General features: G+C 63.5%; 21 protein-coding genes. 11 read left to right on the top strand and 10 right to left on the bottom strand.

All coding sequences use genetic code 11. The features are described from left to right. The first annotated feature begins 1 nt into the window (after nt 1). The 5 genes from atpG to MRBLMU1_RS14745 all read left to right on the top strand — a co-directional run bounded on the left by atpG (nt 2) and on the right by MRBLMU1_RS14745 (nt 4421). Nucleotides 2-877 carry a F0F1 ATP synthase subunit gamma gene (gene atpG / locus MRBLMU1_RS14765; protein WP_090324140.1) on the top strand — a complete coding sequence of 292 codons (876 nt, stop codon included), beginning with the start codon at nt 2-4 and terminating at the stop codon, nt 875-877. Between the two features lie 30 nt (nt 878-907). Beyond that, nucleotides 908-2308, top strand: a complete 1401-nt coding sequence (gene atpD / locus MRBLMU1_RS14760) for a F0F1 ATP synthase subunit beta (RefSeq protein WP_090324137.1) — start codon at nt 908-910, stop codon at nt 2306-2308. Between the two features lie 66 nt (nt 2309-2374). Further along, complete coding sequence (locus MRBLMU1_RS14755; RefSeq protein WP_315221295.1) at nt 2375-2797, top strand: F0F1 ATP synthase subunit epsilon; 423 nt, start codon at nt 2375-2377, stop codon at nt 2795-2797. Nucleotides 2798-3111: 314 nt separating this feature from the next. Then, entirely contained in the window at nt 3112-3975 is an 864-nt protein-coding gene (locus tag MRBLMU1_RS14750; protein WP_363502589.1) for an alpha/beta fold hydrolase, read from the top strand. After that, nucleotides 3972-4421 (top strand): MarR family winged helix-turn-helix transcriptional regulator, encoded by a 450-nt coding sequence (locus MRBLMU1_RS14745; protein ID WP_363502587.1) that lies wholly within the window; start codon nt 3972-3974, stop codon nt 4419-4421. Before MRBLMU1_RS14750 ends, MRBLMU1_RS14745 begins: the two co-directional genes overlap by 4 nt. Before the next feature lie 195 nt (nt 4422-4616). Here MRBLMU1_RS14745 and MRBLMU1_RS14740 read toward each other — a convergent pair whose 3' ends face one another. From MRBLMU1_RS14740 to MRBLMU1_RS14725, 4 genes are all read right to left on the bottom strand, one after another. Next, complete coding sequence (locus MRBLMU1_RS14740) at nt 4617-4835, bottom strand: DUF433 domain-containing protein (protein ID WP_363502585.1); 219 nt, start codon at nt 4833-4835, stop codon at nt 4617-4619. 35 nt (nt 4836-4870) lie between these two features. Continuing rightward, nucleotides 4871-6001, bottom strand: coding sequence for a sensor histidine kinase (locus MRBLMU1_RS14735; protein WP_363502583.1), 1131 nt, complete (start codon nt 5999-6001; stop codon nt 4871-4873). A gap of 168 nt (nt 6002-6169) precedes the next feature. Further along, nucleotides 6170-7207 (bottom strand): ribosome small subunit-dependent GTPase A, encoded by a 1038-nt coding sequence (gene rsgA / locus MRBLMU1_RS14730; RefSeq protein WP_363502581.1) that lies wholly within the window; start codon nt 7205-7207, stop codon nt 6170-6172. Nucleotides 7208-7478: 271 nt separating this feature from the next. Beyond that, a complete protein-coding gene (locus MRBLMU1_RS14725) occupies nt 7479-8300 on the bottom strand; it encodes a DUF6597 domain-containing transcriptional factor (protein WP_363502579.1) in 822 nt (273 codons plus the stop codon). 79 nt (nt 8301-8379) lie between these two features. Between MRBLMU1_RS14725 and MRBLMU1_RS14720 the strand changes: the two genes are divergently transcribed. Both MRBLMU1_RS14720 and MRBLMU1_RS14715 read left to right on the top strand, forming a co-directional pair. Further along, complete coding sequence (locus tag MRBLMU1_RS14720) at nt 8380-9006, top strand: glutathione S-transferase family protein (protein WP_363502577.1); 627 nt, start codon at nt 8380-8382, stop codon at nt 9004-9006. 157 nt (nt 9007-9163) lie between these two features. Continuing rightward, nucleotides 9164-9358 (top strand): hypothetical protein, encoded by a 195-nt coding sequence (locus MRBLMU1_RS14715; RefSeq protein WP_363502575.1) that lies wholly within the window; start codon nt 9164-9166, stop codon nt 9356-9358. On the opposite strand, the gene speD is transcribed toward MRBLMU1_RS14715, so the two are convergent. Genes speD through MRBLMU1_RS14690 form a run of 5 tightly spaced genes read right to left on the bottom strand, consistent with a single transcriptional unit; the run spans nt 9359 to nt 12887 of the window. Next, nucleotides 9359-9733: an adenosylmethionine decarboxylase gene (speD, locus tag MRBLMU1_RS14710; protein ID WP_414646084.1), complete on the bottom strand. Its 375-nt coding sequence runs from the start codon at nt 9731-9733 to the stop codon at nt 9359-9361. It lies immediately after the preceding gene. A 26-nt stretch (nt 9734-9759) separates the two neighbouring features. Then, nucleotides 9760-9933, bottom strand: coding sequence for a hypothetical protein (locus tag MRBLMU1_RS14705; RefSeq protein WP_363502571.1), 174 nt, complete (start codon nt 9931-9933; stop codon nt 9760-9762). Further along, the gene (locus MRBLMU1_RS14700) at nt 9930-11423 is read right to left on the bottom strand and encodes a DUF4178 domain-containing protein (RefSeq protein ID WP_363502569.1); all 1494 of its coding nucleotides are present in this window, start codon (nt 11421-11423) and stop codon (nt 9930-9932) included. Before MRBLMU1_RS14700 ends, MRBLMU1_RS14705 begins: the two co-directional genes overlap by 4 nt. A 9-nt stretch (nt 11424-11432) precedes the next feature. Continuing rightward, nucleotides 11433-12473, bottom strand: coding sequence for an SPFH domain-containing protein (locus MRBLMU1_RS14695; protein WP_363502567.1), 1041 nt, complete (start codon nt 12471-12473; stop codon nt 11433-11435). A gap of 27 nt (nt 12474-12500) precedes the next feature. Continuing rightward, complete coding sequence (locus MRBLMU1_RS14690) at nt 12501-12887, bottom strand: DUF350 domain-containing protein (protein WP_090324111.1); 387 nt, start codon at nt 12885-12887, stop codon at nt 12501-12503. A 79-nt stretch (nt 12888-12966) separates the two neighbouring features. On the opposite strand from MRBLMU1_RS14690, the gene MRBLMU1_RS14685 reads away from it, so the two are divergent. From MRBLMU1_RS14685 to gabD, 4 genes are read left to right on the top strand one after another with little or no spacing between them, the layout of a single operon-like run. Continuing rightward, a complete protein-coding gene (locus MRBLMU1_RS14685) occupies nt 12967-14478 on the top strand; it encodes a polyamine aminopropyltransferase (RefSeq protein WP_363502565.1) in 1512 nt (503 codons plus the stop codon). After that, a complete protein-coding gene (locus tag MRBLMU1_RS14680; RefSeq protein ID WP_363502563.1) occupies nt 14478-16100 on the top strand; it encodes an NAD(P)-binding protein in 1623 nt (540 codons plus the stop codon). Before MRBLMU1_RS14685 ends, MRBLMU1_RS14680 begins: the two co-directional genes overlap by 1 nt. Nucleotides 16101-16135: 35 nt before the next feature. Beyond that, entirely contained in the window at nt 16136-16978 is an 843-nt protein-coding gene (locus tag MRBLMU1_RS14675) for a polyphosphate kinase 2 family protein (RefSeq protein ID WP_363502561.1), read from the top strand. 55 nt (nt 16979-17033) lie between these two features. Continuing rightward, nucleotides 17034-18488, top strand: coding sequence for an NADP-dependent succinate-semialdehyde dehydrogenase (gene gabD, locus MRBLMU1_RS14670; protein ID WP_363502559.1), 1455 nt, complete (start codon nt 17034-17036; stop codon nt 18486-18488). On the opposite strand, the gene MRBLMU1_RS14665 is transcribed toward gabD, so the two are convergent. Beyond that, nucleotides 18460-19575, bottom strand: coding sequence for a PHB depolymerase family esterase (locus tag MRBLMU1_RS14665; RefSeq protein WP_363502557.1), 1116 nt, complete (start codon nt 19573-19575; stop codon nt 18460-18462). The genes gabD and MRBLMU1_RS14665 overlap by 29 nt on opposite strands. Between the last annotated feature and the right edge of the window lie 29 nt (nt 19576-19604).

Here is a 19604-nt window from a genome sequence, read left to right as displayed (position 1 = left end):
CATGGCAGCAGGCAAAGAGATACGAGGCAAGATCAAGAGCGTAGAGAATACGAAGAAGATCACCAAGGCGATGGAAATGGTTGCCGCATCGAAAATGCGCAAAGCGCAGGACCGTATGCGCGCCGCCCGTCCCTACAGTGAGAAGATTCGCAATATCGCCGCTAATCTGGCTACCGCTAATCCGGAATACACGCACCCGTTCCTGGCAACAGAGCAAAAGGACACGGCCAAGAAGGTTGGTTTCATCATCGTCACCACGGACAAAGGTCTGTGCGGCGGTATGAACACCAACATCTTGCGCATGGTGACGTCGAAAACCCGCGAGCTGGAAACAGCCGGCAACAAGATTGCCGCGGTGGCCATCGGTAACAAAGGGTTGGGGTTTTTGAATCGCGTAGGCGTTCCTGTCGTTGCGCAAGTAACGCAGATCGGCGATACGCCGCACCTGGAAAAACTGATCGGACCGGTCAAGGTCATGCTCGAGAAATTCCAGAACGGTGAGGTCGACGCAGTCTACCTGTGCTACACCAAGTTTATCAACACGATGAAGCAAGAGCCGGTGGTGGAGCAGTTGCTGCCATTGCCAGCCGCTAAGATGCAAGCCGACGCGGGTAATCACAACTGGGATTACATCTACGAGCCGGACGCAGCTAGCGTGATCGATGAACTCCTGGAGCGCTATATCGAAGCGCTGGTGTACCAGTCGGTGGCGGAAAACCTGGCGTCCGAGCAATCGGCGCGTATGGTGGCGATGAAGTCGGCAAGCGACAACGCCGGCAGTGTGATCGGCGAATTGAAGCTGATCTACAACAAGACCCGCCAAGCTGCGATTACCAAAGAACTCTCCGAAATCGTCGCCGGTGCGGCTGCGGTTTAAACGAATTTAACTATATTTGAAGGAACGAACATGGCTGATGGCAAAATCGTTCAGTGTATCGGCGCTGTGGTGGACGTTGAGTTTCCCCGCAACGCGATGCCTAAGGTATTCGATGCCTTGAAAATGGAAGGCTCCGAGCTGACCCTGGAAGTACAACAACAGCTGGGCGACGGCGTGGTTCGCACCATTGCTCTGGGTTCGTCCGACGGCCTGCGCCGCGGCATGATGATCCAGAACACCGGCAAGCCGATCATGGTGCCAGTGGGCAAAGCGACCCTGGGTCGCATCATGGACGTGCTGGGCAACCCGATCGACGAATGCGGCCCGGTCGCGCACGACCAGATCGCCTCGATCCACCGCACCCCGCCTGCGTACGACGAACTGTCGCCATCGCAGGACCTGCTGGAAACCGGCATCAAGGTTATCGACCTGGTCTGCCCGTTCGCCAAAGGCGGTAAGGTCGGTCTGTTCGGTGGCGCCGGCGTCGGCAAGACCGTGAACATGATGGAACTGATCAACAACATCGCCAAAGCGCACTCGGGTCTGTCCGTGTTCGCCGGCGTGGGCGAGCGTACCCGCGAAGGTAACGACTTCTACCACGAGATGGCCGATGCCAAAGTGGTCGATCTGGAAAATCCAGAGAACTCCAAAGTGGCGATGGTTTATGGTCAGATGAACGAACCACCAGGCAACCGTCTGCGCGTCGCGCTGACAGGTCTGACCATGGCTGAAGCGTTCCGTGACGAAGGCAAGGACGTTCTGTTCTTCGTCGACAACATCTACCGCTTCACCCTGGCCGGTACCGAAGTGTCCGCACTGCTGGGCCGTATGCCTTCGGCGGTGGGTTACCAGCCGACCCTGGCCGAAGAGATGGGCCGTCTGCAAGAGCGCATCACCTCGACCAAGACCGGCTCGATCACCTCGATCCAGGCCGTCTACGTTCCAGCGGATGACTTGACCGACCCGTCGCCAGCGACCACCTTCGGTCACCTGGATTCGACCGTCGTTCTGTCGCGTGACATCGCCTCGCTGGGTATCTACCCTGCGGTCGATCCACTGGACTCGACCTCGCGCCAGCTGGATCCGCTGGTCGTCGGCCAGGAGCACTACGATACCGCGCGCGCTGTTCAGGGCACCCTGCAGCGCTACAAGGAACTGCGTGACATTATCGCGATTCTGGGTATGGACGAACTGGCACCGGAAGACAAACTGCTGGTCGCACGTGCACGTAAGATGCAGCGTTTCCTGTCGCAGCCGTTCCACGTCGCTGAAGTGTTCACCGGCGCGCCTGGTAAATACGTTTCGCTGAAGGACACGATCAAGGGCTTCAAAATGATCGCTTCGGGCGAGCTCGATCACCTGCCGGAACAAGCGTTCTACATGGTTGGCACGATCGAAGAAGCAATCGAAAAAGCCAAGAAACTTAACTAATCGTTGAGCTAATCGTTGAGCGCGGTCCCGCCCAAGCGGGGCCGCAGCTAACCCGACAGGACACACATGGCAAATACTATTCACGTTGACGTGGTTTCCGCCGAGGAGTTGATCTACTCCGGCGAAGCCGAATTCGTCGCGTTGCCGGGCGAACAGGGCGAGCTGGGGATCTATCCCAAGCACACGCCGTTGATCACCCGCATCCGTCCGGGCGCGGTCCGCATCCAGGTGCCAGGTCAAGCCGAGGAAGAATTTGTCTTCGTCGCCGGCGGCCTGCTGGAAGTGCAGCCGGGCGCCGTGACGGTGCTGGCCGACACCGCGATTCGCGGCAAGGATCTGGACGAAGTCAAAGCGGCAGCGGCCAAGAAACGTGCCGAGGAAGCGCTGGCGAACAACACCTCCGGCATCGACTACGCGAAAGCGCAAGCCGAACTGGCGGCCGCGATCGGCCAGTTGGCGGCGATCGCCAAACTGCGCGCCAAGCACTAAGCAACGCACACGCAGCACAGCAAAAAGGCAGCCTCGGCTGCCTTTTTTTATGGCGTCAATGTTTCGTGAGTTTGTTTTGCGACCGCGACCAACGCTTCGGGGTGGCTGAGGGCAATGGCGATCAAGGTGCGCACAGCGCCGTCAGGTGGTTTGCGTGCCTGCTCCAGATCTGCCAGCTCACTAGTGGTAATTCCCAGCAAAGCTGAATAGGGCAGTATCAAAGATCAGCCAATTTTCGCGCGCGGGGTGCCCGTGCTTGCGGCGGGCAGCTGCGGATGCTATATTCGTTAACACGTTAACTATCTCTCAGCATTGTGGACAGCGAAACCATCAGCATCACCGTGCCAGACGCCGGCACCATCTCCGGAACCCACTGGCCGGCTCGCGAACCACGCGCGTTGGTGCTGCTGCATCCAGCCACAGGCGTGCCGCAACGCTACTACGAAAGTTTTGCCCGCTATCTGACAGGCGTCGGGCTGAGCGTGCTCACCTACGACTATCGCGGCATCGGCCGCTCGCGTCCGGCCTCGCTGCGCGGATACGATGTCAGCATGTCCGACTGGATCGACCACGACGTTCCGGCCGTCACCGCGTGGGCGCAGGCACGGTGCCCGCAGTTGCCGCTGCTGGCAGTCGGCCATAGCGTCGGCGGCCACGCGATCGCGCTGTCGCCGTCGAGCGGCGCGCTGCGCGCGGCGGTGATGGTGGCCTCGCACGCCGGCGCCTCGCACACCATCAAGGGTTGGGCCGAGCGCCAGCGCGTGCGTTTCATCATGCGCGTGCTGGCGCCGGTATTGGTCGCCCTGAAAGGCTATATGCCCAACAAGCGCCTGGGCTTCGGCGAAGACTTGCCGGGGACGGCGATGACGCAGTGGCGCCGGTGGACCACCTTGCCGCGCTACTTCTTCGACGATCCGGCGATGGCGGCCGATGCGCGCATGGCGCAATTGCGCATCCCGTTGCTGGTCATCAGCTTCGAGGACGATCCGTGGGCCAATGCCCGCGCCGTCCAAATGTTGGTATCTCCGCTGAAAAACGCCCAAATGGAGCGTTGGCACCTCGATCCCCGGGACGGGGGCATGCCGGCGGTCGGCCACATGGGTTTCTTCAAGAAACGGTTCGAACAAGAGCTGTGGAGCAAGGTGGCGCACTGGTTGCTGGCGGCGGTGCCCCAATGAGCGCGCCGTCGAAGCCGCCGCGCCTGGTCTTCCTGCTGAACCGGGCGCAGCGCGCGATTCAAAAGTGGATCGAAGGCAGTCCCGATTCATGGGAAGGCATTTCATCGGCGCAGGTCGGGCTGTTGTTCCTCCTGACATCGAAGGACGAGGCCTCGGTCGGCGAAATCGCCGAGGCGTTGCGGGTGGCGCCGGCGGCGGTCACCAATTTGTCGAAGCGTATGCAGGGCGCCGGTTTGATCGAGCGCGTCGCCGATGCGGCCGACGGCAGGTTGACGCGCTTGCGCCTGACAGCGGCCGGCAAAGCCGCCAGCACGCAGTCGAGCGTGGTCTTGCAAAGCCTGAACGGTCAGTTGACGGCCGGATTTTCCCAGGAAGAATTGGCGGTCGTCGCGCGCTGGCTGGATCACGCCGCGAAATTGTCCGGGGATGACCTGCCGGACGTATGAGGTGCTCAGGCCCTTGTGGCGACAGGCAGGTCTAAAGTTGAAGTTCGATCAAATTCCGGGGCTTAAGCTGACTGAGCGCCACTAGTAACTTGGGTACGAGTTGTTGGAATGAGGGAAGCAGACCGCCGGGCGTCGACAACAGTTCGAACCACATGCCCCACCAACATCGATCTGATGGGATTGGGCAGAGATTCGTCAAGCAAAATGCGCATCTTCAGTGACCAGTCGCTCAGCTGCCTTCAAAGCTGCAATCGCAACGTTCTTCGGAACGGAAGGAAAGTGCTCAATGAATGTATCTAAAGACTCTCCCGCTCGCAAATAGTCAAACATGAAAGATAGCGGCACCCTGGTGCCCACAAAAACTGGTATGCCGCCCATAATTTCGGCGTCCCTTTGTATTGCTTTCTGTTCCATATCTCCTCCTTGGAAAGACGCGTCCCGGTCGCGTATCAGCGAGCGCGGGGAAAGCGCACGGTGAACACCGTCCCCTCGGTCTCGTTGGACGTCACGCTGATCGTACCATCGTGCGCGGCGGTGATTTCCTGCGCGATGAACAGGCCGAGGCCCAGGCTGGTCTTGGGACGGGCATCCTGGCCGGGCTCCGGCTCCAATTGCACCAGCGGCTGGAAAATCGTCTGCAGCGACTCGGCCGGAATGACCGGTCCGACATTGGTGACCGTCAGCGTGATGGCGTCGTCGTCCCCCTTGGCGGCCAGCGTCACCGGCGTGCCCTTGTTGCTGTGCTGCGCCGCGTTGATCAGCAAATTGGTGACAAGCTGCTGCAAACGGATGTTATCGAACGCGCCGCGCAGGTCGCCCTCGGCGTGGAATACCATGACGGCGTTGGGATACATGGCCTGCGCGTCGGCCATCGCCGTTTTGCACACCTCCGCCGCTTCGAGCACCGTGCGCTCGGTCGGCATGCCGGCGCCCATTTGCAGGCGGGCAAATCCCAACAGGTCGGTGACCATTGAGCTCATCAGTTTGGCGCTGCGTTTGGTGCGCTCGGCCAGCGAGGGTATTTGCTCCGGCGCCGTCTGCGCGTGCGCCAGCAGATCGCCAACCAGCGTGATGGTCGCCAGCGGCGCGCGCAAGTCGTGCCCCAGCACCGCCAGGAACAGATCCCGCGTGCGGTCGTCCCGTTCCGAATAGGTAACGATGGATTCGGCCAGCGCCTGGTCGATCGACTCGTTGAAGCGGACCATTTCATAGATCGTATCGCTCGACAGCTGCGGTACGCGCGGCAGCCACAGGCGCAGCACCGTCGCCCTCAACGCGCGAAATTCCGAACTCAGTTGCAGCAACGAGAAGTTGCTGGCGTGCCGAAGCCGTCCGTGGATCGCGGCCGCGCTCTCCTCCGGACCCAGATCGATCTCCTCGCCCTGGGACTTAACGAATTGCTCCTGCTGGCTCTGGTGCGTTTCGATGTCGAGCGCGATCGCGCTCAGAATTTGCTCGGCGTGGTCGGTCAGTGCCAGTTTGGTCATTTCGCCTTCGGGCGGCGCGGCTTTCTCTGCGAACGTCGTCCATTCGGCAAGGATTTCCGTCATATTGTCGCGGATAAAAGTGGAGATGCTCATATCACGGTGGCTTTCCCGAGTGAAGCGAGGCACGAGTTTTATGGGGGGCACCTCGGAATTTGGACGCGGCATGACCGCGTGGCTGTGACGAACTTCAGTGTAACCGAATCCGTGCGTTTGGCTTGTTCGTATCGGCGGGCGCGCAGGGCTGGCGCGCCCGCCGCGTGCTCAACCGCGCCGTGCTTTCGACCTCGCCTGGGCGGCGCGTTGCAGGACCTTCCACTTGGCCACGTCGGCGATGCGGTCGAGCGGCGTCTGCTGGCCGCGCCGCGCCTCGCGCAGCAGCTTGTGATAGTTGCGCAGGCGGTCGGCGTCGACCGCCCCCTGCACGGCGCAGCCCGGTTCTGCGTTATGGCGGCAATCGCGGAACTGGCAATGTGCGGCCAAAGCGTCGATGTCCTCGAACGCCGCCGCCAAGCCGGCCTCATCGGTATCCGGCTGCCAGCTGCGCAGCCCCGGCGTATCGATGATGCAGGCGCCGCCGGCGCACTGGTGCAGCGAGCGCGAGGTGGTTGTATGGCGGCCGCGCCCGTCGCCCTTGCGCACGCCGCCCGTCAGCTGGCCGGCTTGCGCGAGGGTGTTGGTCAGGGTCGACTTGCCGGCGCCGGACGTGCCCAGCATCACCAGCGTCTGTCCCGCTTCCAGCCACGGCGCCAACTGCCGCGCGGCATCGCCGCTGGTGCCGTCGACGGCCAGCAGCGGAATGCCGGCGGGCAGGCGCTGGCGCAGTTGTTCCACGCGTCGCGCCACGTCGTCGCCGATATCCGCCTTGCTCAGCACCACCACCGGCTGCACGCCGGCGGTCTGCACGATGGCGAGGTAGCGCTCCAGGCGGCGTGGGTTGAAGTCGTGGTCGAGTCCCATCACCAGCAGCGCCGTGTCGACGTTGCTGACCAGGCGGTGATGGCGGCCGTCGTTGCCGCGCCGGGCGATGTGGGTGGTGGGCGGCACCAGCGCGCATAGCCAGCGCTCGTCATGGTCGCGCGTGGTGCTGAGCACCCAGTCGCCGACGGCCAGGTGTTCGTCGTGCAGCAGCGGCAGCGCGCGGGCGCGAAATTCCCCGAGTCCGTCATGGACGGTGAGCCAATCGCGCTGGATTTCGGTGATGCGCGCCAGGCGGGCATCGTCGGGATATTGGTGGAGTTGGGCCGCGATGGTTTGCGTCAGGCCGATGCGGCGCAGTAAGGCGAAATCGATCTCTATCATGGTGTGTGGTTTCCGGTAAGCGAGCAGAATCCTTCGCGCGAGCGCGACAGGAACGAATACGGGAAGTCAGCTGCGCGTTGCCGCGCGGATCAGCACAATGACAGGGGAGTTCCGGGGAATCAGGCAGCCGACAGGAGGGCAAGATCAAAAGTGCGCATGGGTTTCTCCTGTGGGTGAATGGGACTTGATTTTCTCATAACTCCGGGGTCAGGTCCACCATTTCTACACGAGCTCATGCGTTGTCGGCGGAGATTCAGAGTACTCAACGGTCTCAGGTCGTTGGCGTTTTGCAGCTGCGGCGGTAGTCGGCCGGCGGTTTGCCCACCAGTTTTTCGAAGTCCGTCGTGAAGTGGGCCTGGTCGTAATAGCCCAGCGCCTGCGCCAGCGTGGCGAGGTCGACGTCCGTGCCGTTGGCCAGCTGGTCGGCGGCGTCGAGCAGGCGGTTGCGGCGGATCACCCACTTCGGACTGGCACCGACATATTCCTTGAACAGCAGCTGCAGCCGGCGCACACTGATCCCCAGTTGATCGGCAAGCTGTTGGACTTGCGTGATGTCGGGATGCTCTTTAATCGTCTGCAATATCGCGCCGATGCGTTCGACCTGCGGATCGTGCGGCGGCAGGGCGCCGCGGAGGATGGCGCTGGCGGCGGCCACCATGCCGGCGTCGTCGGGCGCGTCGAGCACGCGGCGTTCGGCTTCGGCGTCGTCGCAGTGGAACAGCGACGATAACGGCAATTCCTGGTCGGTGATCGATTGCACCGGCCGGCCGAGAAAACCGCGAAACGCGCCCGGCCGGAACCGTGTGCCCAGCACGCGGCCGCTGTCGCGCAGCGTGTATTCGAAGGCGCCCGTCATCACGCCGAACACGCCGCTGCGGCCGCTGTCAAACACCACGTGGATGCACGGCGAGGGCAGGGTGCGCTGCACATGGACCACACCTGGCGGCAGTTGCCAGGCGACCAGCCAAAAGTATTCGATGAACGGCGCCAGGTCCGGCTCGGGCAGATAGCGCTCCAGGCGGAAGACCTTGCCCACCGCCGCCGGATGCACCACGCCTTTGTAGCGGTCGTCGACCATCAGCTTGTTCGTCATATCGTGTTCGCGTTTTTACAAGACTGCCATGATAGCAGCGGCTATCGTGGCATTTTCCCCACCCCGACAGGAGACGTCCATGGCATCGCAAATCACCTTGTATCACTGCCCGCATTCCCGCTCCACCAGCGTCATCACACTGCTGGAAGAACTCAAGGCGCCATATCAGTTGCACGTGATGAACATGAGGAAGGGCGAGAACCGCGAGGCCGCCTATCTGTCCGTCAATCCGATGGGCAAGGTGCCGGCCATCCGTCACGACGACGCCATCGTTACCGAACAGGTGGCGATCTATCCGTATCTGGCCGACCTGTTCCCCGAAGCGAAGCTGGCGCCGCCGATCGGCGATGCCCAGCGCGGCCCGTATCTGCGCTGGATGGCGTTCTACGGCAGCTGCTTCGAGCCGGCGCTGGTCGACCGCTGGCTGAAGCGCGAAGTCGAGGACAAAAAGACCACCGGCTACGGCAATTTCGACGACGTTTTCACCACCCTGGTCGACCAGTTGGCCAAGGGACCATATATGCTGGGCGAGCGGTTCACCGCGCTGGATGTGCTGTGGGGCGGGGCGCTGGGATGGATGACCGCCTTCGATCTACTGCCCAAGCGCCAGGAAATCACCGACTACGTCGCCCGCGTGCAGGGCCGGCCGGCCGCCGTCGCGGTCCGGCGACGGGATGAGGAGATGGCCGCCGCGCAAGCAGGCTGACAAACACGCGCCATTTAAAAATTAGCATCAATGCAATACCGTTGCTAATTTCCAATTTATTTTTCATTTCGAACCGTTTTTCGATAGTTCCCGCCGCGCTTTGAGGTATTGTTACTTCAGTTATGCGAGTAGGTAAAACAGCAAAACGGGGACACATATGAAAAAGGCATTTTTTTTAGTTGCCGTGGTGGCGCTTGCGGGCTGCGCGTCGACAGTTCAACGGCAGCAATCGCTGACGGTGGAGTCGGTCGCGGGTAACCGGACGGCGACCGTGACGTCCAAAGACGCCATCTTCAACGACATTCCGCTCAAACCGATGACGGCCAGCCAAAGCGCGGCCAGGATGAACTGATCAGTCGAAGCCAGGCGGCGCCCGCCGTACCGTGTTGATCTGGCTGGACGCAGGTGTCAAGGCCTTTTCGATGATGGTGAGCGCTAACTCCGGCTGCGCGCTGCCGCACATGAAGATGTCGGCGGCGGCGAAGCCGCATTCCGGCCATGTGTGGATCGAGATATGCGATTCGGCCAGCAACACCACCCCGGTCACGCCCTGGCCTTCGCCAAATCCGTGAAAATGGCTGTGCAGCACGTGGGCCTGCGCCGCCTCGGCCGCCGCCCGCAGCAGTTGCTCCAGCGCCTCGCAGCTGCATAATTTTTCAGCATCGATTCCGTTCAGATCCGCCAGCACATGGATGCCGGCCGGCCGGTGAACGGCGGACGCGGCCATGACCGCGTCCGGCAGCGGTTCGCGTTTCACTTGTGGCCTCCGCCGCCGGAGCCGCCGCCAAAACTGCCGCCGCCGCCGCCCGTGTGCGAACTCCAGGTGCTGCCACGGGAAGCGCCGCCGCCACCGCCGCCGAGCCGTGTCCAGCTGTTGCAGGAAGTGAGAACGGTGACGACGACCGCGTAAATGAAAAATTTCGTCATGATTTGTCGTTGCTATCTAAAAATGTCGCCGGCAGGTAAATCGCCAGGGCGCCGATCGCGTTCAAAAACCAGGTGCCTGAAAAATTCGTCAGCAGCGGTATCGCGTTGATCACCAGCATGAACCCGATGATGTATTTGGCGGCGTTGCGGTAGCGGTTGTTGACCGCCAGCTTGCCGCCCGCTGTCTTCACCGGTACCGCGCTGCCGTGGAATTGGGCGCCGAACCAGGCCTTCAGCTGGTCGACCGCCACCGGCGCGGAGCGCGACCACGTCATTTCCTGTTCGCTCGTCTCGCAGGCCAGCCGGATCTGGCCGGCCTGGAATTCCTCGACGTGCGTGTGGTCGCCAACGGCCACGCGCCAGTTGAAGGCGCCGGCGGCGAACGTCACCTGCGAGCCGTAGTCGTACAGCCGCTCGTACTGCGCTTTTTCCACCGCCACGCTTTGCTGCCCGGGCGCGTAGACGACCGGCCACTCCGACATCACCGTCGCGCCGGACCAGCCCTCGTCGGTCTCCACCAGCCACGAGAAGCCGGCGCGCGCGCCGTACATCAGGTACTCGGTCCACTCGGCGCCCTCGTCGTCTACGCGCCGCATCATGCCGATGATGGTGAAGTCCTGTTTGTTGATGTTGGCCGTGGCGCCCAGGTCGAGCGTGGGCCGCGCGGCGGTCACGCGCTCGCCCGCCGCCAGCACCGTCGCCTCGGTGCCGGCCGCGTCGATTTGCGTCTGGCAGGCGGGGCAGACCAGCGTCGTCGTCACGCCCGGCAGGTATTTGATGCCGCTGCCGCAGGAGGGGCAATCGAGCGCATCGAGCTTGCCGCGATAGCGGCCGGCGGAGCGATGGATGGTCTCGTCGTCGCGCAACAGCTGCATGCGCAGGCTGTCGAGCGTGACGGCCATGCCGGTGTAGATGACCGGGCGTGGCGAATCCGAGTAATCGAGGGTGATGAATTCCGTGCCGCGCCGGAAGTCGGCGACCTTGCTCTGATAGCCTTCGCCGACCTTGAACGGCAGCTCGCCCTGGCCGCCGATGCAATCGGCCACGCGGATCTCGGCGGCGATATACGGCGCGCCGTTGATGCCGTAGCTGGCGCCGGGGCGCAGGCGCTCGAACTCCGGCACGTTGATCTCGTGCGGCGTGATGCCGTTGCCCTTGTATTCGGCGGTGATGGTGTACATGCCGGATGAATCGCCCAGCCACGAGGTGGCGCCGTCGTCGAACAGCAGATACCACTCGTTCCACATGCCGGCCGAATAGCGCAGCTGGATGCGGCCGACGACGTTGAATTGCCGCTTGCCGAGAACGCCGGAGGCGCCGATCTGGATCGGCGAATAGTCCTCCAGCACGGAGGACATCTTGCCCAGGTCCTTGACCGAGTCGGCGTCTTTGAGCACGCTGGTGCCGCAGTATTCGCAGACGGCCATGACCGAGGCGTGCGAGCGGAATTTGACCTCCGCGCCGCAGCTGGGACAGGAAACGATTTGCATGTGTCCTTATCAGCCGATCAGTTTTTTGAGCAGTTCGGCCTTGGTGCTGTCGTAGTCGGCGGCCGAGATCAGGCCCTTGTCGAGCAGTCCTTTGAGCTTTTCCAGCCGGTTTTCGATCGAGTCCTCGGCCGGCGCCGCCGCCGCCGGCGCCACGGGAGCCCCCGGAGCCGCGCCGAGCGTCTGCCCCATGGCCTGTCCCATCATCTGGCCGACCGTCATGCCGGCGCCCAGGCCGGCGCCGATGCCCGCCAGGCCGCCTTCGTTGGACGCCGCCATCGGGATCGCGCTGGCCACCTGGTAGCGCGTGAAGCCGGCCATTTTGTCGGCGCTCATGCCGCCCTTCATGCCGGCGGAGATGCGCTCGTCGAGCGCGGCCTGCAGTTCCTCCGGCAGGCTGACGCTGGCGACGTTGAATTCGTCGAGTCCGATGCCGTAGCGGCCGAATGCGGTGGACAGGTCGCCCTTGACCTGCTGCGCCATCAGCGCCTGGTTGGCCGCCATGTCGAGGAACGGCACCTGGGCGCCGCCCAGCGAGCTGGCCATGGTCGCCATCAGGATGCCGCGCAGCTGCTCCTCCACCTCGTCGCGGGTGTAGGCCTCGCGCGTGCCGCTGATCTCCTTGAAGAACAGGCGCGGATCGGCCACACGGTACGAATACATGCCGAAGGCGCGCACGCGCACCATGTCGAAGTCCTTGTCGCGGATCGTGATCGGCTGCGGCGTGCCCCATTTGCGGCCGGTCTGCACGCGGGTGCTGAAAAAATAGACATCCGACTTGAACGGCGAGTCGAACAGCTTGTCCCAGTTTTTCAGGTTGGTCAGGATCGGCAAGGTTTGCGTGGTCAGCTTGTGGGTGCCGGGGCCGAAGACGTCGGCCACCTGGCCCTCGTTGACGAACACCGCCATCTGCGACTCGCGCACCACCAGCACGCCGCCGTTCTGGATCTCGAAATCCTGCATCGGATAGCGCCAGGCCAGTACGCCGTCGACTTCCTCGTTCCACTGCAGTACGTCGATAAACTGCTTCTTGATAAAGCTGCCGATGCCCATGATGGTCCTCGCTTTGGTTTGACTAAATTAGGAAATGCAGGCGCCGTTGATGACGCCGATGGAAATGGAGATCGCCCCCAGCAGGCCGCCGAAGGCGGTGTTGTTCGCCTCGATCTGGTCCTTGGACATGTTCAGCACCCGCGTCGTGATGGCATAGGCCAGCACCTGCACCAGCATCGCGCCGAAGGCCCAGGCGAAGAACTCCTGGTAATTCGCAGTATGCATCAGCGCCGAACCGACGGTGATTGAAAAACCGATCAACGCGCCGCCCAGCGATAGCGCCGCCGCCTGGTTGCCCTGGCGGATCAGCAGCACCTCGTTGGCCGGCGTCGTGCGCGTGTACACGACGAAAAAGACGGCCAGCAGCACGGCGGCCAGTAGAAGGTGTATCAGATAGTTTAGGATGGCGGGCACGGCGCGCTCTCAGTGGGGTAAAGTGTTGACCTTGTGGTTAAGTTACTAACGCTGAAGCATATTAGTGCAAAAGAGCCAAATGAACAAAAAGATTCTTATATTGTCCGTGTTTGTGGTCGCTTCCTGCGGCCTGGCGTACGAATTAATCGCTGGCGCCCTGTCCAGCTACCTGCTGGGCGACTCCATCCTGCAGTTCTCCACCGTGATCGGATGCTACCTGTTCGCAATGGGCGTCGGCGCCCACTTTTCCAAGTATGTGCTCGACGAGGATGTGCTGGCGCGCTTTGTCGATATCGAACTGGCGGTCGGCCTCGTCGGCGGGATGTCGGCGGCGATCCTGTTCCTGACGTTTTCGTGGATGGCGGCGCCTTTCCGCACCATGCTGTACGTGATGGTGTTCCTGATCGGCGCCTTCGTCGGCATGGAGGTGCCGTTGGTGATGCGCGCGCTGAACGCGCGCCAGACCGGTTTCAGCGAAATCGTCAGCAAGGTGCTGACCTTCGACTATCTGGGCGCGCTGGCGGTGTCGCTGCTGTTCCCGCTGGTGCTGGCGCCGACCCTCGGCCTGGTGCGCACCGGTTTCCTGTTCGGGATGCTCAATGTCGGCGTCGCCCTGTGGACAATTCGCGTGTTTCGCACAGAGCTTAAAAACGTCACCGGCCGCATGCTGCGCGCGTCGGCCGTGATGTTCGTGCTGGTGGCCGGCTTCGCGTCGGCCGACAAGCTGACCTACTGGGGCGAGCATGGCCTGTTCGGCGACGAAATCGTCTTCGCCACCACCACGCCGTATCAGCGGCTGGTGGTCACGCGCTGGAAGGACGATCTGCGTCTGTACATCAACGGCAATCTGCAGTTTTCGTCGCGCGACGAGTACCGCTATCACGAGGCGCTGGTGCATCCGGTGCTGCAGCCCTTGCCGTGGGCGAGGCGGGTGCTGGTGCTGGGCGGCGGCGACGGCCTGGCGTTGCGCGAGATCCTGCGCTACAAGAATATCGAGCATGTGACCTTGGTCGACCTGGATCCGGCGATGACCGGCGCCTTCACCAACCGCGAGGAGCTGGTCAAGCTGAATGGCGGCTCGCTCAGCGACAAGCGGGTGCGCGTGGTCAACGCCGACGCGGCCCTGTGGCTGCGCGAGAACGACGATATGTTCGACGCCATCATTGTCGACTTCCCCGATCCGTCCAGCTTCGCGCTGGGCAAGCTGTATTCGGTGCCGTTCTACGGCATGGTGCGCAAGCACCTGGCGGCCAACGGCCTGATGACGGTGCAATCGACGTCGCCGTTCTTCGCGCCGCACGCCTACTGGACCATCGACGCCACCCTGCGCGAAGTCGGCATGAAGACCTATCCCTATCATGCCTACGTGCCGTCGTTCGGCGAATGGGGCTTCATCCTCGCCACGCCCCAGGCGCAATACACGCCGCCCGCCGAGTACCGTTTGCCGATGCGCTACCTGAACGCCGACACCACGCGCGAGATGTTCATCTTCCCGCCCGATATGAAGCGGCTGCCGATGGAGCCCAACCGGCTCAATACGCAATCGCTGGTGCACGAGTTCGAGCAGGACTGGCGACGGGTGATACGCTGATGCTGCGCCGATCTTTCCTTGTGTGGGCCGGCGCCACCGGGCTGGCGGGGGCGGGCAGCGTCGCGGCTTTCCAGCGCTGGCAGGAGATCACGCCCACGCTGCACTATCCGGGCCGCGACGAGGGCCATTTCCTAAGAGACCGCAAGCCGTTGCCGCCGCCGTCGCAGGTGCTGCAAACCGATATCGCCATCCTCGGTTCCGGCATCGCCGGCCTGACCGCCGCGTGGAAGCTCAAGAAGCTCGGCAAGACCGACATGCTGATGGTCGACGGCCCGCAACCGCACGGCAACGCCGCCGGCGGCGCCTTCGGCGAGTTCGAATATCCGACCGGCGCCCACTACCTGCCGCTGCCGTCGCCCGAATCGGTGCACGTGCGCGAGATCCTGGCCGATCTGGGCATCATCCAAAAAGACCCGATGGGCGAGAAGCCCTACTACGACGAGCGCTTCATCCTGCACGCGCCGGAGGAGCGGCTGCTATACAACGGCCAGTGGCAGGAAGGCTTCATGCCGACCGAGGGCGTGCCGCAATGGGAGATCGACGAGCATACGCGCTTCTTCGCCGAAGTGGAACGCCTGCGGCAAACCCACGGCGCCGATGGCCGGCGGGTGTTCGTGTTCCCAACGGTGATGTCGTCCGAGGACCCGACATGGCAGGCGCTGGACCGCATCACGCTCAAGCAATGGCTGGAGCAAAGCGGTTATCGCTCGCCGACCTTGCACTGGTATCTGAACTACTGCTGCCGCGACGACTACGGCACCCGCTACGACAAGGTCTCGGCCTGGGCCGGCCTGCACTACTACTGCAGCCGCTGGGGACAGGCCGCCAATGCCGGCAATGGCACCTGGCTGACGTGGCCGGGCGGCCTGCAACCGCTGGCCACCGGCATGGAGCGCGCCTCGGGCATCAAGCGGGTGGCCGGCACCGTGGTGTCGCTGAAAACAACGGCGGACGGCGTCGAGGCCCTGTGCTTCAAGCTCGAAAACGGCAAACCGTCCACCTATCTGGTGCGCGCGCGCAAAGCCATCTGCGCGATGCCGGTGTATGTGGCCGCGCGGGTTGTGGATAACATCGCCGCCTATGGTTTCGATCCGGCCAAACATATCCCGGAATACGCGCCGTGGATGGTCGCCAACTTCCTGCTCAAGCGTTTTCCGCAGGAGCTGCAGGAAGGGCCGCATTCGCCGCCGCTGTCGTGGGACAACGTCGTCTACAGCGAGCCGGGATTGGGCTATGTCGTCTCCACCCATCAGGATATCCGCGTGCGGCCGCCGGAAAAGACCGTCTTCAGCGCCTACATCGCGCTGTCCGACCGCAAACCGAGCAGCGCCCGGCACTGGATGGCGGCCGCCAAGCCGGAGGAATTGCTGGCGCTGGCCAGCGCCGACCTCAAAACCGCCTACGGCGCGCGGTTCGCGTCCTGCGTCGAGCGGGTGGATATCACTTTGCGCGGCCACGCGATGGCGGCGCCATGGCCCAACTTCCGCGCCAACGCCGGCATGAAGGCCTTGCGCGAGGTGGACGGCCCGATTTTGTTCGCCCATGCCGACCTGTCGGGCTTCTCGGTGTTCGAGGAGGCGGCGTGGTGGGGCTACCGGGCAGCCGGACTGGCGGCGAAATGATATTCTAGCTAAACCATATAAACCGAATCGACGCCATGACACATAACGCCCGCCAGCACTTCCGCGCCTCCGCCAAGCAAAAACTGCGCGAGGAGGACGCCGGCGACAGCGCCTTCTCCAGCCGCGCCGCCAATCCCGAGTTGAGCAAGTCCAAGGGCAAGGCGCTCGACATCAAGCGCACCGACGCGCTGATCAAACGCATCTCCGACCTGCAGAACATGCTCTACGCCCAGCGCAAACAGAAGGTGCTGCTGGTGCTGCAGGGGATGGACACTTCCGGCAAGGACGGCACCATACGCGCGATGTTCAGCGGCGTCAGCCCGATGGGCGTGAGCGCGGCCGCCTTCAAGGCGCCGACCGACGAGGAGCTGGCCCACGACTACCTGTGGCGCGTGCACCAGCATGTGCCGGTCAAGGGGCAGATCGCGATCTTCAACCGCAGCCACTACGAGGATGTGCTGATCACCAAGGTGCAGGGCATGATCGATGAGAAGGAGTGCAAGCGCCGCTACGCGCAGATCCGCGATTTCGAGCGCATGCTGGCCGAAACCGGCACCGTCATCGTCAAGGTGTTCCTGCATATCTCCAAGGAGGAGCAGCGCGAGCGCCTGCAGGAGCGGCTGGACGATCCGGACAAGCAATGGAAGTTCGCCCCCACCGACATCGACCAGCGCAAGAAATGGGACGAATACCAGCGCGCCTATGAACAAGCCATCCGCGAGACCGACCAGCCGCACGCGCCGTGGTACATCGTGCCGGCCAATTCCAAGACGCATCGCAACCTGGTGATCGCCAGCCTGCTGCTGGAGACGCTGGAAGGCATGAATCTGAGTTATCCGCCGCCGCACCCGGACCTGTCCTCGTTCACCGTAGTGTAAATCACGCCGGCGCGGTCTATGGCATAGTCATTCTTTGCATGAGGAGGACCGACCGATGCTGCAACTGAAAGACCCCACGCTGCTGCGCCAGCAAGCCTACATCAACGGCGTCTGGAGCGACGCCGACAACGGCGAGACCCATCCGGTGACCAATCCCGCCACCGGCGAGCAAATCGGCACCGTGCCGCGCATGGGCGCGGCCGAAACCAGGCGTGCCATCGACGCCGCCAACGCCGCCTGGCCGGCCTGGCGCAAAAAGACCGCCAAGGAGCGTGCCGCCATTCTGCGCAAGTGGAATGACCTGATCCTGGAAAACACCGACGACCTGGCGCTGCTGATGACGGCGGAGCAGGGCAAGCCGCTGACCGAGTCGCGCGGCGAGGTGGCCTACGGCGCCTCGTTCATCGAATGGTTCGGCGAGGAAGCCAAGCGCGTGGCCGGCGAGACGCTGGCGTCGCCGTGGCCGGACCGCCGCCTGCTGGTGACCAAGGAGCCGATCGGCGTGTGCGCGGCGATCACGCCGTGGAACTTCCCGATCGCGATGATCACCCGCAAGGCCGGCCCCGCGCTGGCGGCGGGCTGCCCGATGGTGCTCAAGCCGGCCGAGGCGACGCCGTACTGCGCGCTGGCGCTGGCCGAACTGGCCGGACGCGCGGGCGTGCCGCCGGGCGTGTTCAGCGTGCTGACCGGCGCCTCCAGGGACATCGGCGGAGAAATGACCTCCAATCCGATCGTGCGCAAGCTGACCTTCACCGGCTCGACCGCCATCGGCCGGCTGCTGGTGGAGCAAAGCGCGCCGACGATCAAGAAGCTGTCGCTGGAATTGGGCGGCAACGCGCCGTTCATCGTGTTCGACGACGCCGACCTCGATGCCGCCGTCGAAGGCGCGATCGCCTCCAAGTACCGCAACGCCGGCCAGACCTGCGTGTGTGCCAACCGCCTGTATGTGCAGGACGGGGTGTACGAACAATTCGCCGAAAAACTGGTGGCCGCCGTCGAAAAACTCAAGGTCGGCAACGGCGTCGACGAGGGCGTCACGCAAGGCCCGCTGATCGACGAGAAGGCCGTCCAGAAGGTCGAGGAGCACGTGGCCGACGCGCTGTCCAAGGGCGGCCGCCTGCTCACCGGCGGCAAGCGCCACGCGCTGGGCCACAGCTTCTTCCAGCCGACCGTCATCGCCGACATCGGCAAGGACATGCTGGTCGCCAGCGAGGAGACCTTCGGCCCCCTGGCGCCGCTGTTCCGCTTCAAGACCGACGAGGAAGTCATCGCGCTGGCCAACGACACCGAGTTCGGCCTGGCCAGCTACTTCTACTCGCGCGACATCGGCCGCATCTGGCGCGTGGCCGAGGGACTGGAATGCGGCATCGTCGGCGTCAATACCGGGCTGATCTCGAACGAGGTGGCGCCGTTCGGCGGCGTCAAGCAGTCGGGCCTGGGCCGCGAAGGGTCGCACCACGGCATCGATGAGTTCCTGGTGGTTAAGTACATTTGCCTAGGCGGCATCTAGCGGGCGGCGCCGCCGGCGCCGTCGGTATCATGGCCGCCGGCCCGCCCGTCAACCGGTCGACCATGCGTTTGACGGCCGTCATCTGGCGGCCGCCCTTCTGCGGGTAGCGCAGATCGTCGTAGGCGAACCAATCCCAGCAGGCGTTGGGGTTCCTGTACTGCCCGATCGAGGCCGCCTGCGGGTACAGGATCATCAGCTTGTTGCTGTCGGCCCAGGCGTTGTAGCCGGCCCGCTCGACGAAGGTGGTGCCGATCTCCTCCAGGTCCTGCAGGCAACCGTGGAACGCCACGTGCAGCCGGCAGCCGTTGTTGCCGGCGTTGTCGCAGGCCGGCGGCACATACAGATAGCCGCTCTCGGCCATGCCGTGCAAGCGTGGATGCGTCAGAAATTCCGCCTGGTTGAAAACGATGAAGCGGCCCGCCGGGCGGCCGGTGTTGCGCGCCGTCAGCGGCCCATAGATCCACTTCAGCAATTCCCCTGCCGCGTCGAACCCGCAATTGTTGATGAACGGCGAAGCCAGCGTGGCGCAGGCATTGCCGAAGTTGTCCGTCGGCATTGCGTGCTGGGCAGGCAAATCACGCTTGTAGAAAATACGATTCGCCGCGACGTAGTGCTGGTAGAAACTTTGCAGGTCGTCGACGACCGCCTGTGGCACGACGGTATCGGCGCCGCCCGACAGCATCCAGATCCGGTGTCCGGCCATGGCGCTGGTCGGATCGATCGCTTGCAGCGCGGAAAACCAGTCGGTGACCGCGATCAGTTCGCGCACGCGGGTGGCGCCCGGGGCGACCCGGCACGGGAATACGTCGTTGGTGCAGCTGCAGACGGTGGTGGCGGTGAGCACATTGCCGCGCGAGCAGAAATAGGGGCCGGCGGCGATGATGCCGGCCCCTTTGACCGTCCTGGAAAACGCCACCTGGAACTGCACCGCCATGTAGGCGCCGGAGGAGATGCCCGAGACCGTGACCTGTTCCGCTTTCATGTACGGCAACGCGACCGACGGTGCGGACGCGGGCGCCCGCGCCCATGCCGGGCCCATGGCCTGGGCGGCGGCAAATAGCAGCAGTGCTAAGCAGAAAGTACGCATGTTCACCTCCTATCCGGCCCAGTTTAAAG

This window comes from Burkholderia sp. LMU1-1-1.1 (assembly GCF_040675865.1).
Lineage (GTDB): Bacteria > Pseudomonadota > Gammaproteobacteria > Burkholderiales > Burkholderiaceae_D > Rugamonas.
This window is presented reverse-complemented; position numbering and strand designations above follow the sequence as displayed.

Coding starts and splice junctions, on each gene's coding strand:
- MRBLMU1_RS14680 (WP_363502563.1), top strand. CDS start 14,478: ATGCTGCGCCGATCTTTCCTTGTGTGGGCCGGCGCCACCGGGCTGGCG.
- MRBLMU1_RS14745 (WP_363502587.1), top strand. CDS start 3,972: ATGAGCGCGCCGTCGAAGCCGCCGCGCCTGGTCTTCCTGCTGAACCGG.
- MRBLMU1_RS14720 (WP_363502577.1), top strand. CDS start 8,380: ATGGCATCGCAAATCACCTTGTATCACTGCCCGCATTCCCGCTCCACC.
- rsgA (WP_363502581.1), bottom strand. CDS start 7,207: ATGATAGAGATCGATTTCGCCTTACTGCGCCGCATCGGCCTGACGCAA.
- gabD (WP_363502559.1), top strand. CDS start 17,034: ATGCTGCAACTGAAAGACCCCACGCTGCTGCGCCAGCAAGCCTACATC.
- MRBLMU1_RS14700 (WP_363502569.1), bottom strand. CDS start 11,423: ATGCAAATCGTTTCCTGTCCCAGCTGCGGCGCGGAGGTCAAATTCCGC.
- MRBLMU1_RS14675 (WP_363502561.1), top strand. CDS start 16,136: ATGACACATAACGCCCGCCAGCACTTCCGCGCCTCCGCCAAGCAAAAA.
- MRBLMU1_RS14685 (WP_363502565.1), top strand. CDS start 12,967: ATGAACAAAAAGATTCTTATATTGTCCGTGTTTGTGGTCGCTTCCTGC.
- MRBLMU1_RS14725 (WP_363502579.1), bottom strand. CDS start 8,300: ATGACGAACAAGCTGATGGTCGACGACCGCTACAAAGGCGTGGTGCAT.
- atpD (WP_090324137.1), top strand. CDS start 908: ATGGCTGATGGCAAAATCGTTCAGTGTATCGGCGCTGTGGTGGACGTT.
- MRBLMU1_RS14665 (WP_363502557.1), bottom strand. CDS start 19,575: ATGCGTACTTTCTGCTTAGCACTGCTGCTATTTGCCGCCGCCCAGGCC.
- MRBLMU1_RS14715 (WP_363502575.1), top strand. CDS start 9,164: ATGAAAAAGGCATTTTTTTTAGTTGCCGTGGTGGCGCTTGCGGGCTGC.
- speD (WP_414646084.1), bottom strand. CDS start 9,733: ATGGCCGCGTCCGCCGTTCACCGGCCGGCCGGCATCCATGTGCTGGCG.
- MRBLMU1_RS14755 (WP_315221295.1), top strand. CDS start 2,375: ATGGCAAATACTATTCACGTTGACGTGGTTTCCGCCGAGGAGTTGATC.
- MRBLMU1_RS14695 (WP_363502567.1), bottom strand. CDS start 12,473: ATGGGCATCGGCAGCTTTATCAAGAAGCAGTTTATCGACGTACTGCAG.
- MRBLMU1_RS14705 (WP_363502571.1), bottom strand. CDS start 9,933: ATGACGAAATTTTTCATTTACGCGGTCGTCGTCACCGTTCTCACTTCC.
- atpG (WP_090324140.1), top strand. CDS start 2: ATGGCAGCAGGCAAAGAGATACGAGGCAAGATCAAGAGCGTAGAGAAT.
- MRBLMU1_RS14735 (WP_363502583.1), bottom strand. CDS start 6,001: ATGAGCATCTCCACTTTTATCCGCGACAATATGACGGAAATCCTTGCC.
- MRBLMU1_RS14740 (WP_363502585.1), bottom strand. CDS start 4,835: ATGGAACAGAAAGCAATACAAAGGGACGCCGAAATTATGGGCGGCATA.